The sequence below is a fragment of the Paenibacillus kribbensis genome (genome assembly GCF_001705305.1).
Classification (GTDB): domain Bacteria; phylum Bacillota; class Bacilli; order Paenibacillales; family Paenibacillaceae; genus Paenibacillus; species Paenibacillus kribbensis_B.
The window spans coordinates 297482-310196 of record NZ_MCBP01000002.1; the positions used below are offsets into that span (position 1 = coordinate 297482).

Consider the following 12715-nt stretch of genomic DNA (forward strand, 5'->3'; position numbering starts at 1 on the left):
TAAGACAAGTCCCCCACTACAGGGAAGGCTTGTCTTTTTTCTATTGCGTATCCTGTCAGTTTCACTTATGATGATGAACAAGTATACGAGTGCATAAATATTCGTCATACCTTAATTGCATAGTTTGGAGATAGGTGTCTGTTCTATTCAGTTCAGACTTAAAAGGGAAGCCGGTGCAAATCCGGCACGGTCCCGCCACTGTATACGGGGAGTTTTCAGCTATTTATACATCCACTGGTTCACACACAGACCGGGAAGGATTGCTGAGAATCATGAGCCGTGAGTCAGGAGACCTGCCTATTTCAACAACATCGCAGTACCTACGGGAGATAGGGAGGTGTTAAGAGCAGTCGCCGTATTTTTGATTTTTCTAATCACGGAGGCATTCTTTCCCCTACTCATTTTTAAGCCTTGGGGATGGAATGCCTTTTTTGGTACGTAAAAATAAACTGGCTACCAGTTAGGAGGAAAAGTACATGTCCATTAACGAACGGCCGGCATTGTCCGGTTTGATTAGCAGTAATCTGGGTTATCCGCGTATCGGCGGGAACCGGGAATGGAAGAAAGCACTGGAACGTTTCTGGAACGGCAGCATGGACGAAAGCGAACTGCATGTCGAGATGAAAAGATTGCGCCTGGAGCATCTGAGCAAGCAGCAAGACAAGGGAATTGACCTTATTCCTGTCGGAGACTTCTCCTATTACGATCACATGCTTGATACATCCGTGATGTTCGGCCTGGTGCCAGAACGTTTCAACTATCGGCCCGCAGGCCCGGTTCCTCTATCTGTTTATTTCGGGATCGCTCGTGGGCAAAAGGGGGCTACCGCCAGTGAAATGACCAAATGGCTGAATACCAATTACCACTATATCGTGCCCGAATTGGCAAATGCAGCCCCGGTACTCACCGAAAACAAACCCTTGCAGGCTTATCGTGAGGCCAAGCAGGAACTGGGCATTGAAGGCAAACCGGTCCTCATCGGTCCTTATTCATTCGTGGCCCTGTCCAAGGGCTATGACCACAAAGATCTAGCCACTATTGTACGAAGCTTCTTGCCGCTGTATATCCGTGTCCTGTCCGAACTGGCAGCGGAAGGCGTTCAGTGGGTTCAGATCGATGAACCTGTCTTGACCACCTCATTCCCGGCTGAGGATTTGGACATTATTCAGGAAGCCTATGAGACTTTGACTCAAGCGGCACCAGCCTTAAATATTATGTTGCAAACCTACTTTGGCAGCGTGGAGCATTATAAGCGCCTGTCCACCCTTCCGGTACAGGGTTTGGGTCTTGATTTTGTGCATGATGATGGCGAAAATCTCCAACATGTATTGCAGCACGGCTTTCCTGCAGGAAAAATGTTGGGCGCTGGAGTCGTTGACGGACGCAACATATGGCGCAGTGATCTGAAAGCCGTAGCTGCGCTACTCAGTCAGCTGGCGGAACAGACAAGCGCCACACAGCTGATCGTACAGCCGTCATGCAGCCTGCTGCACGTACCGGTCAGTCTGGAAGCAGAGCAAAAGCTGGACATAGAGCTGGTGCATGCGCTGGCCTTTGCCGATGAGAAGCTTGAGGAGCTCACCGCCCTGACGGCTGCACTTGGCGAGCGCAATCCATCCGCTCTTGCGCAGGTTGAACAAAGTGCCGATGCGGTAGCCCGCTTCAACAGCTCAGCGGCACGTGTACAGACGGCTGCCGATATGGCCGCACTGCTGGACAAAGAGCCTCAGTCACGCAGCGTTCCTTTCGGCCAGCGTCGTGTGGTTCAGCAGGATAAGCTGAAGCTGCCTCCACTGCCTACAACGACCATCGGCAGCTTCCCGCAAACCGCTGAGATTCGCAAAGCTCGTCTGCAATATCGCAAAGGAGAATGGTCTGCCGAGCAGTACCGGACATTCATCCAGCAGCAAATCAAGGAATGGATTGACATTCAAGAGGAAATTGGTATTGACGTGCTTGTACACGGGGAATTTGAACGAACAGACATGGTTGAATTTTTTGGTGAGAAGCTAAAAGGCTTTGCTTTTACGCAAAACGGATGGGTGCAATCCTACGGCTCCCGATGCGTCAAGCCGCCGATTATATACGGGGACGTTTCGTTCGATCAACCTATGACTGTGGAAGAAACAGCCTTTGCTCAATCCTTGACTTCCAGACCTGTTAAAGGAATGCTTACAGGCCCTGTGACCATTTTAAACTGGTCCTTCGAACGTAATGATATTCCGCGCAGCCAGGTTGCTTTGCAGTTGGCGCTGGCATTGCGGGCAGAGGTAGAGGCACTGGAACAAGCGGGTATAGGCATGATTCAGGTCGATGAGCCCGCAATTCGCGAAGGACTTCCGCTGAAAAAAGAACAACAACAAGCGTATCTGGACTGGGCGGTTCAAGCCTTCCTTGTGACCACAGCCACCGTCGAGCCTGCGACCCAAATCCATACACACATGTGCTATTCCGAATTCCAGCATATGATCCAGTCCATCTCCGATATGGATGCCGACGTTATATCTATTGAAACCTCGCGAAGCCATGGAGAACTGATTGTCAGCTTTGAGGATCAGGTGTACGACAAAGGCATCGGTCTAGGGGTGTACGATATCCATAGCCCGCGCATTCCCGATGTGGCCGAAATGCTAAGTATGATCCAACGTGCCCTCCGCGTCCTGCCATCAGATTTGTTCTGGGTTAATCCGGACTGTGGCTTGAAAACCCGCACCAAGGAGGAATCTATTGCCGCATTGCGGCAAATGGTGCAGGCCGCTCAAGCCGCCCGGGATGCGTTGGCTGTATCCAATTGATTTCTGTACATTCTCGTACCACCGCTATTTTTCCTACAATATTCCATTCCCCTTTCCGGTCCTTTCAGCTAAAGGCCGGAAGGGGGATGGTTTCCAATTCAGCCTTTACCCCCCCTCTCATAAAAAGAGATCTTTAACTCTGTCGAATACTTTACAATCTATCATTTTAATAAATGAAATTAAAGCAACGTTCTATTTGCACATTCAACCAGCATTCGAGATATTTCTAAATAGAACTACTTTCTTCTACAGCATTCGCTAATTTATTGAGCCTTGAAAAGACGAAAAACAGTCATTTTTCACGAGAGATTTACTTATAAAAATTTAATACCTTGCATTAATCAGTACATGATGTTAAATTATACCTGACTACTGTTCCATGATTAGTACCTTGACAAATTAAGACAAACACGCACGTTTCTTCCCCTTACTCCGAACAACATCTATGAATCATCAATAACATCCAGGAAGGGAGTACTGCTCGTGAATGTGAACATCCAATTCAAAAAAGGGGTGCTTGAACTGTGCGTTCTGGTCCTAATTGGTCGCAAGGACCGATATGGCTACGAATTGGCTCAAGCCGTTTCCCGTCATATCGAAGTAGCCGAAGGGGCTTTATATCCACTGCTTCGCCGTCTGGTATCAGAGGGATACTGCACAACCTATTTACAGGCATCGACTGAGGGACCCCCCCGTAAATATTATCGTCTGACCGATACAGGCAACCATTATACGACAATACTTACACGGGAATGGAATGATTTTGTCCATCATGTCGCAAGCCTACTGGAGGAAGGAAACAACAGCTATTGATAAGTAATGGACCACGGTAGATATACATTCGGGTAATGTAGCACTTCAAAATGCCTTCGTACAAAATATATCCATCACCGCTAGTTCAGGCAATGCCGAAATTACTAACCTTCAAAGTACCCACCTGTCGCAAAATAAACATCCGGCAATTTTACAACCAATCAGGTTAAGCAGGCTTCCTCATTGGAGGCGAGGTTTGGTTCAAGGAACTTATACTTGTATAATGTAACCATGTGCTCAAATGCACAAGCCGTCATGTATTTATAAGGAGGAGACTGGATGGAACTTAAAAATAAAACAGCTATTATTACGGGGGCCAGCAAAGGAATTGGCAAAGCAATTGCCGAAACCTTGGCCAAGGAAGGCGTTAATCTGGGTTTAATTTCACGCACATTGGCTGATCTGCAAAAATTGCAGGATTCGCTGGGAAGTACATACGGCGTGAAGGTGGTAAGTGCTGTTGCGGATATATCCGATCGCGCACAGGCCGCTGCCGCTGTAGCTTCGCTGGAGCACGAACTGGGCGCTGTCGATATTTTGATCAACAACGCAGGAATCGCTACCTTCGGTACAGTCGCGGATATGGACCCTGAAGAGTGGGAGCGTATTATTCGCGTCAATTTGCTCGGGACCTATTATGTTACACACGCCGCTCTCCCAAGCATGCTGGCACAACAGAGCGGAAATATTATCAACATTTCCTCTACAGCAGGAGAACGAGGCTTTGCAACAGGCTCGGCGTATTGCGCATCCAAGTTCGCTCTGATGGGCTTCACGGAAGCACTGATGCAGGAAGTTCGCAAATCCAACATTCGCGTTACCGCGCTGACCCCAAGCACCGTCAATACAGAATTGGCGGCAAACGCAGGCTTGCCTATTGGCGACGAGGACCGCATGCTTCAGCCGCAGGATTTGGCCGATTTGACATTGGCCGCATTGAAGCTGCCTCCGCGGGTTCAATTAAAAGTAGCCGGTATTTGGACAACCAACCCACAGTAATTCGACACGACATCTTAGATTCATTGGCTGTATCATGCTCCGGTAGGCGTAACTGTACGTCATGCCGGAGTTTTTTTTAAGCATAGTCCACCACAACAGACTGCAATATAAGCGCTTTGTACTTCCAGCATACATAACATACCATTTTCGCAACCATAAGCGCATTTCATGAAAGGGGAAAAAAATGATGAAAAACACTGGAATGACACGACCTTTAGACCATTTGGGCCGTATTGTGCTACCCAAGGAGCTACGCAATTCCATGAATATTAATATTGGTGATGCCCTCGATTTTTTTATTACTCCGGAGGGCTTGATGATTCGCAAGTATACGGGGGTTTCTTGTTATTTTTGTAGTGCCGTAGATAACTTGAGCTATTTCAGAGACCACCTCATATGTCATAGCTGTATTGAAGCCCTGAAAAGCGACAATCCTTCCAGTCATTCGAATGAAGCCCATCCTGCCCCTCCCAAGAAGAGAAGGAATTACAGAAATCAGAATGAACTCCTGAATAAATTAAAACAGCTCATGCAGGAGCACCCTAATGTATCTCAAAAAGAATTAGCTGAAATGCTCGAACTGTCTCAGGGACGTGTATCACAGCTTAAAAAGCTTCTGCCCTGAATCGCCCTAATCGCACCCCGCTTTGATCTTACACACAAAAAAGAGCCTATCGGCTCTAGGGGTGATCATTCTAACGCAATGTCAGATTATACTCTAACCGGGACCCGATAGGCCAGCAAGGACTCGTCTATAACGGCAGATATAAACGCTGCTTCGATTTCAGGCAACAGTCCAAACACATATTTCCATGCATTTTCTTTAATTTGCAGCGCAAGCCGTTGCCGGGTCCCTTTACGATACTATACCTTTATTACAAAGGAGGACTACCATGTCAGAAGATTATTATGTAGGCTGGGGAACGCTAGCCCTTATTAATGCTGGCTTGGCACAGTCCAAAAATCGGAGTAGGCTAAATTGGTTCCTGCTCTCGCTGTTAATCGGCCCGCTAGCCACACTATTTATCGTTGTATGGGATAAGTTGGAGCCCTAGTCCGGGTTTATTTGCAGCTACTCCGTTATCCGGAATGAAAAGGGCAGCCTTGCGGCTTCTGCTGTAGCACTGTATCTGCTGCTGTATTAGCCTGTCTGGGCAGATATGGTTTCTCTTGAACTCCAAAATTCGGCTTCACAAGCCGATTATCATAGGAACTGTGAAAAATATGCGTTGCTGCCGGGGATAACGGCGGGATCAGCCATGTCCAATTGCCTGTCAGCGCTCGTCCAGCCTTGGCTTCCCGTTCCTCAAACAGCCGAAATTGTGCCGCTGCGGTATGGTGGTCCACAATGCTGACTCCTGCTTTTTTAAAAGAATGCAGCACGGCAATATTCAACTCAACCAGCGCCCGATCGCGCCACAGCGATGTTTCGCTGGTAGTATCCAGTCCCATCAGCTCAGCCACCTGTGGCAGCATGTTATAGCGGAAGGTATCCGCAAAATTGCGGGCACCGATTTCTGTTCCCATATACCAGCCGTTAAAGGGAGCAGCCGTGTAGACGATACCGCCAATCTCCAGCGTCATGTCCGCAATCATAGGCACCGCATACCAACGCAACCCCAGTGAGGCCAACCCCTGCAGCTCCGGATGCTCAATGGGCACCTCCAGCACCAGATGCTTGGGAATCTCAAATAGCTTGGGCGGCTGTCCATCCGCTTCCACAACCAGCGGCAAAATATCAAAAGGAGTCATGGCTCCCTGCCATCCCATATCTATACAAGCCTTAGTAAAATCCAGCGAGATCGGGTCCCCGATCACTCCTTTATCGGTTTCATAGCCGGCATAACGGATAAGCTGATGATTCCAGATGCGAATATTCGGCAATCCTGGTTTGGAGGCGCGAAATACAGTCAGCGTCGGCTTGATTTTACCGCCATTCGTCCCTATGCGTATATGCTCCAGCAGCTCGTTTGCCACTTCCTCTGCATCTGACGCGTTACGAGCATCCCTCACCAAAAGCTTGTCCCAAAACAAGCGCCCGATGCAACGATTGCTATTGCGCCAAGCCATGAGTGCCCCGTGCTCCAGCTCTTCAAACGTGTGATCATACGTTCCAGTAGTTTCTATGTCTTGACGAATACTAAGAAGCCGGGCTTCCGCTTCATCGCGGCTTCGGCCCAGCTCCTCATAACATGTGTATATAAACTGCTCCGCTTCATACAAAAGCTGTTGTTTCACTTCCATAACATACACCCCATCCCGGTAGCTCTATGATTCATGAGCCTATGGTCTTCTACGCCTTCTCGTCATTATACTCCAGTGGCAGACTGGAACCAACGGGATGTGTGCTTGTTCACCTGATCTCCATATCCGTGGAAATCTTTCCTAATGCCTTATCCCAAATACGCACTGAGCATCCAGATATGTTTATCTACCGCTTCCCTCAAACCATTAAGAAGATCCTCAGTCGCTTTATCCTGTGCCACTTCTGCCGCCTCCATGCCGTTAGCCAGTTCACCAGTAATGGTTTTGAAATCGGCAACAACGGACTTCACCATATCCTCGGCTGTTTGCTCACCTGCGGACTCCTGAATGGCCGACAATTGCAAGTGCTCCTTCAAGGTAGCAGCCGGACGGCCGCCAATAGCCAGTAGACGTTCAGCAATCGTATCCAGATTGGCTGTCGCTTCATTATAAAGCTCCTCAAATTTAGCATGCAGTGTAAAGAAATGAGGACCTTTTACGTACCAGTGGAAATAATGCAGCTTCGTGTACAAGACGGACCAGGTAGCTACCTGACGGTTCAAAGCCTTATGCAATTCTTGAATAGCCTCTTGTGCAGGTTGTGCGTTCGTATGATTTAGTGTACTCATGTTTAAAATCCCCTCTCGTTATCATTCAAAATATAGTTGGTGTAAAGCCTGGATGCTCGTTAGCAGTAGTGTCTGATTTTCTTCTAAATCCCATGCGTGAATCCAATAAATATTCACTAATTAATTTAGACTTAATCTAAATCCTGTTTTAATTATAACACTATATCGATGTTTTTCAAGACTTTATTCGGGTTTAATCATGAAGATTATATGAAGTTGCCAATTCATTCAAGGCAAACACTACATGCATTCGTGTACCCAAAATCAAAGCTCGTTCGTCTATATCAAATCGGGGATGGTGCAGCGGATAAGAAGGCTGCCGATCAGGCGTACTTATGCCAATAAAACCGAATACGCCTGGAATCTGTTGTGTATAGAGAGCAAAGTCCTCCCCTGCTAAAAATGGGGTCCCCAGCGTCTTCGTATTCTCTGACCCAAAGACTTTCTCCGCTGCACGTGCTGCCGCTTGTACGATCGCAGGATCATTTTGAAGAACCGTTCCCGTCCGTTGAGAAATATATGCTGTGCCACCATGCAAAGAGGCAATACTGTTTGCACGATCAGCTATCGCTCGAGTAATCTGTTCAACCGTCTCCGTACGAAAAGCCCGGAAGGTGCCTGTAATTTCGCTATGACCTGCAATAACGTTTTTGGCATCGCCTGCTTGCAGGGTGCCAAATGATAATACAGCCGCTTCTTGTGGATCAATGGCGGTGGACATAAAAATTTTCAAATCCGTAATAAATTGGGCAACCATAATAATCGCATCCGAGCAAAGATGAGGAGTGCTGTGATGTCCCGAAAGGCCTGTGAAGCGGATCGTAAAATGCGAAGAAGCGGCCATAGCCGTGTGTGGATGAAATCCAATCGTTCCCACAGGTAGATCAGGCCATACATGCATAGCAAACGCCGACTTCACATCCTCCAGCACGCCATCCTCAATCATGTCCCTTCCTCCGCTAATCAACCTGCCATCCAAGGGAGAAGCCAACGCCCCCTCCTCTGCCGGCTGAAAAACAAACTTGATCGTACCTTGAATCTGCTCACGATTCAGGCTAAGTACCCAAGCCGCTCCCAGCAGCATCGCCGTATGTGCATCATGTCCACATGCGTGCATCGCTCCATGTATTGTGGAGATATAATCGATCGCATTTTGCTCAGTGACAGGCAAGGCATCCATATCCGCACGCAGTAGCACGGTATCCCCATCCTGTGTGCCGCGCAATACACCAACAACTCCTCTGCCAAAATGCTTTCCAACTTCTGTCTGTACCTCCAGCCCCCAGCTTTGAAGAAGCTCTGCTATGTACGCAGCTGTCCGCTCCACATCAAACAAAACCTCCGGGTAGCGATGCAATTCCCGGCGAAAAGCTATCAAATTCGTTTCCAACGCATCCGGCATAACCAGATTATCAAGAGCATGAGTCATCATCGTCTGACACTCTCCCTTTGCTTTATGAACTACAAGCTGGCATAAAATCAAAATCACAAAACCTTATCGGAATATTTATAATATCGATTTAGCCTAAATGTAGTCTTTATCCAGCAAGCCGTCAACGCGTTATACATAGGTTACATCAATAAGAGTATAGAAGATATTAATTTTATCTGCTGAATCATGACAAAAAGAGGCGACTCACATGGGAGTCGCCCCTACTACTCGATTGCATGCACACGGTCATTGGAGACCTTTTATCAGAACTTCAACTGATTTCTCGCCCGTTTTGACAATATCGTAGGTAAAGTTTGAAAGACACCAGGTGATCAAGGCCCCTGTTAAATAAGAGTATACAGCATTCACAATCTCTTCTCTGGATAAATCGCTTCTGAATAATGAGTCGGAAATTCCTTCGTCCACGATTTCTAAGAGAAGCTCCGTCTCTAAACAGTCAGATAAGAATGAGGAACGTTCGGGCGATTTTAATGTTAGATTGACGATAAAAGCAAGCTTAGTCAGTTCTTCTCCAATGACTAATGGAAAGCCTAGGGCAACCATCATAAAAGTTTTAAGCTTGTCGATTGCAGAAGCATCTTTGTTCTCTAGCAAATACTTCTTGAAATTTTCATCCATATATTCAGAAATATCGTCACGGTACAATTTTCTGATGATATCCTCTTTGGACTTATAGTGAATATAAAACGCGCCTTTAGAAAGGCTGCATTTCTCGCAAATTTCGTCAACCGTAACATGGTTATACCCTTTAGTTAGGATAAGCTCCTTAGCCACTGTAAATATTTTTTTCTTTGTTGCTTTCCCCTTGAGCTGTCGATTCGTTTCTGCTGCCTTCATGCCATCCCTCCTGAGATGCGTCGAGGTCAAACGCCGGTTTATCTATTTAACAACTACAACTATAATGCATGTGTTTTTAGTAAGTCAAAGAATACGGCTTGGTCGGGAAGTTTGACAAAACAAAAGTGACCGCAGTATACTGACTGTAGTCACTTTTGTTTATAAATGACGATGAAAAACACATCAAACCATACGGAGAGAGGGTTGTACAGATTGAAGATCGCCATTATCGGAACGGGATATGTTGGAGGCAACCTCACCAGACTCATGACCAAGCTAGGGCATGATGTCTCGATCACAAATTCCAGAAATGCTAAAGTGCTGCAAGAGCTAGCCAAGGAAACAGGCGCAAAGCCAACAACGATTGACGATGTTGCCCAAGGGGCCGAGGTTGTAATTATCTCGATTCCTCCAAAAAGTATTCCCGTCCTGCCACCAGGATTTCTCGATAAGATCGCTCCAGGCGGGGTGGTCATTGATACGGCCAACTATTATCCGTTACTTTTCGATATTCTAATTGAGCCTGTTGAAAAAGGGCTGCCTGAAAGTCGTTGGGTGGAGCAACATATCAAACACCCGGTCATTAAAGCATTCAATGCAACACCTTGGTATAACCTGACAAGGGGGCTGCCTACGGGAGCTCCGGGCCGTCTGGCCATGCCTGTGGCTGGCGATGACCCGGCTGCTAAGGCTATCGCACTAAAACTGGTGGAGGAAATAGGGTTTGATGCAGTCGATGCCGGCGGCTTGGATGAGTCATGGCGTCAACAGCCCGGAACGCCTGCCTATTGCGTCGATCTTGATGTGCCAGGCATGCATAAAGCTCTATCCCAAGCGACTAAAGAACGCAGTCGTGATTTTAAAGCCATCAATCTTAGTAACGAAGAACGAAAAGCAGCGCATGAGATACAGAGTGCTTTTCACAAGAATATCAACAAAGCCGTCCTCACTCTAATGGAAGCGAACAATTGGACGGAAGCTGAAGCAACAAGAGCTCTTTTCACTCAATTGGTGAAGGGCAACAAACCAGCGAGCGATATTTTGAAATTCGTTTTTGAACATAAACGTCTAGACTAAGAAAATCCGGTACATCTTCAACTGGATCGCCTGAAGAACTAAAAAAAGAGAAACCCTGGTCTTCACAAAGACCGGGTTTCTCGACAAGCCAGAGAGCCGACCTACATGGGGGTCGGCTCTCCTGTTATTCTTGCATTTCGGAAGGTTCCACAATTAAAGGTACAACCTTGCCAGCATTTACATCAATCAGGCCGTGATCGGTAATTTTCAAGGCCGGGCTGACCGGCAGAGAATGCGTGCTCAACGACATGATTGGATTGTAATGGCGGTAGCCCAGTGACAGCAAGGCTGAACGCAGCTCCTTCACATGGGCCGCAACCATTTCCAGCGGTCCTTCTGTTAAAATCCCGCCTACGGCTAACGGCAAATGGGACAGCACCTTGCCATTTTCAACTACGCAAAAGCCGCCTTGGCTGGAAAGTACCGTATTCGCGGCCAATACCATATCCTGCTTGTTATGCCCTACGACCAGCAGGTTATGATTATCGTGCGAATAGGTGGTTGCCACCGCGCCCCGTTTAATCGTATCTCCCCCGATCAAACCGTAGGCACGGTTGCCGTTTTTGCCATACCGTTCAAACGTAGCGATAAGTCCGTGCTCACCATGTTCCCATATCAACTCACCCTGCTCCACTTGCGTAGGTGCAATCCGTTCGCTTGTAAAGGTCGATCCATCCTCGACCATCATGATACGGCATGGATGCGTTCCATCGGCTACATCCATCTCTACAGTAAAATCCTGCTCTGTGAGCGGCTCCAGCTTGACACTTTGATAAAAATGGTCAGGGAAGCGGTGTTGCATCAATTCCTGATGGTATTTCTCGAATTTATCAAATACCTTGTTCCCGTCCTTATAGACTTGCTCCACATCAAACTGACCAAGATCGGACAGCAACACAAAATCAGCTATTTTCCCCGGTGCAATCGTTCCACGGTCATGCATGCGCATCCGTCCCGCCGGAGTATAGGTAGCCGCATAAATGGCGTCCTCAGGCTTCATCCCCATCCGGATCGCTTTACCTACAATATGATTCAGATGTCCTCGCTCCACGAAGGAGTCCGGCATCACATCATCCGTTACGAAGCAAAAATGCTGTGCCACATCTTCCTGAATCAGGTAATCCATTACCTCAGGAGTCATGGATTTTTCTTGAATCTCAATAAACATTCCGGCAGCCATCCGTGCCTTCATGCCTTCAATACTTTGATGCGTATGGTCTGAACCAATTCCCGCATAGATCAACTGATGCAGGTCCAGATCCAACAGCTTCGGAGTATGACCTTCAATAATCAGCTCAGGGTAATGCTCACGAACATGTCGCAAAATCCGATTCGTCTTGCTCTCCGGGTCACGAATCACATCCACATAGTTCATAATCTCACCCAGGCAAATCATCTCGCCGGTTTGCAGCAACGTATCAATCTCAGGAATATCTATTTCGCCCCCTGAGGTTTCGAGCGGCGTTGCCGGGACAGAGCTTGGAATACTGTAGAACATATCAGCCACGCAATCCTTGCTGGCTTCCATCATTTCCTGAATTCCTTCCAGTCCAAAAACATTCGCCATTTCGTGTGGCTCCGGTACAATCGTCGTCACACCGTTGCGAATGAGTCCATAGGAAAAAGTGGCTGGTGTCACCATCGTACTTTCAATGTGCAAATGAATGTCGATCAAGCCGGGAATCATATATTTCCCGTGCCCCTCCACAATTTCAGCAACCTCGAAAGACTCCAGACCACGCTGACCAATGTACATAAACTTGCCGTCAAGTATAGCAACGTTGCCTACTTCAAACGTCTTATAATAACTGTTATACACCTTAACTTGTAAAATCATTTTGTCTGCACGCATGATGTATCTCCTTCAT

General features: G+C 47.4%; 11 protein-coding genes and 1 riboswitch. Of the genes, 6 read left to right on the forward strand and 5 right to left on the reverse strand.

From position 1 onward, the window contains the following. Nucleotides 1–115: 115 nt before the first annotated feature. A riboswitch (cobalamin riboswitch) is annotated at nucleotides 116–315 on the forward strand. A gap of 161 nt (nucleotides 316–476) precedes the next feature. From metE to BAZ21_RS28830, 5 genes are all read left to right on the forward strand, one after another. Next, entirely contained in the window at nucleotides 477–2795 is a 2319-nt protein-coding gene (gene metE / locus BAZ21_RS04595) for a 5-methyltetrahydropteroyltriglutamate--homocysteine S-methyltransferase (protein ID WP_068497531.1), read from the forward strand. A gap of 483 nt (nucleotides 2796–3278) precedes the next feature. After that, a complete protein-coding gene (locus tag BAZ21_RS04600; protein ID WP_007432875.1) occupies nucleotides 3279–3608 on the forward strand; it encodes a PadR family transcriptional regulator in 330 nt (109 codons plus the stop codon). A gap of 279 nt (nucleotides 3609–3887) precedes the next feature. Further along, nucleotides 3888–4607, forward strand: a complete 720-nt coding sequence (locus tag BAZ21_RS04605) for a 3-ketoacyl-ACP reductase (protein ID WP_068497533.1) — start codon at nucleotides 3888–3890, stop codon at nucleotides 4605–4607. 187 nt (nucleotides 4608–4794) lie between these two features. Beyond that, nucleotides 4795–5232 carry an AbrB/MazE/SpoVT family DNA-binding domain-containing protein gene (locus BAZ21_RS04610; protein ID WP_068497534.1) on the forward strand — a complete coding sequence of 146 codons (438 nt, stop codon included), beginning with the start codon at nucleotides 4795–4797 and terminating at the stop codon, nucleotides 5230–5232. Between the two features lie 268 nt (nucleotides 5233–5500). Further along, nucleotides 5501–5662, forward strand: coding sequence for a hypothetical protein (locus BAZ21_RS28830; RefSeq protein ID WP_167383736.1), 162 nt, complete (start codon nucleotides 5501–5503; stop codon nucleotides 5660–5662). Nucleotides 5663–5687: 25 nt separating this feature from the next. Here the strand turns inward: BAZ21_RS28830 and BAZ21_RS04615 are convergent, their stop codons facing one another. From BAZ21_RS04615 to BAZ21_RS04630, 4 genes are all read right to left on the reverse strand, one after another. Further along, nucleotides 5688–6851: a nitric oxide synthase oxygenase gene (locus BAZ21_RS04615; protein ID WP_068497535.1), complete on the reverse strand. Its 1164-nt coding sequence runs from the start codon at nucleotides 6849–6851 to the stop codon at nucleotides 5688–5690. 149 nt (nucleotides 6852–7000) lie between these two features. Further along, nucleotides 7001–7480 carry a Dps family protein gene (locus tag BAZ21_RS04620; RefSeq protein ID WP_068497536.1) on the reverse strand — a complete coding sequence of 160 codons (480 nt, stop codon included), beginning with the start codon at nucleotides 7478–7480 and terminating at the stop codon, nucleotides 7001–7003. Between the two features lie 193 nt (nucleotides 7481–7673). Next, the gene (locus tag BAZ21_RS04625) at nucleotides 7674–8912 is read right to left on the reverse strand and encodes a M20 metallopeptidase family protein (RefSeq protein WP_256019808.1); all 1239 of its coding nucleotides are present in this window, start codon (nucleotides 8910–8912) and stop codon (nucleotides 7674–7676) included. Between the two features lie 246 nt (nucleotides 8913–9158). Next, the gene (locus BAZ21_RS04630; protein WP_068497537.1) at nucleotides 9159–9770 is read right to left on the reverse strand and encodes a TetR/AcrR family transcriptional regulator; all 612 of its coding nucleotides are present in this window, start codon (nucleotides 9768–9770) and stop codon (nucleotides 9159–9161) included. A 171-nt stretch (nucleotides 9771–9941) separates the two neighbouring features. On the opposite strand from BAZ21_RS04630, the gene BAZ21_RS04635 reads away from it, so the two are divergent. Then, nucleotides 9942–10847, forward strand: a complete 906-nt coding sequence (locus BAZ21_RS04635; protein ID WP_141694940.1) for an NADPH-dependent F420 reductase — start codon at nucleotides 9942–9944, stop codon at nucleotides 10845–10847. Nucleotides 10848–10971: 124 nt separating this feature from the next. On the opposite strand, the gene BAZ21_RS04640 is transcribed toward BAZ21_RS04635, so the two are convergent. After that, nucleotides 10972–12699, reverse strand: a complete 1728-nt coding sequence (locus tag BAZ21_RS04640; RefSeq protein ID WP_068497541.1) for an adenine deaminase C-terminal domain-containing protein — start codon at nucleotides 12697–12699, stop codon at nucleotides 10972–10974. Between the last annotated feature and the right edge of the window lie 16 nt (nucleotides 12700–12715).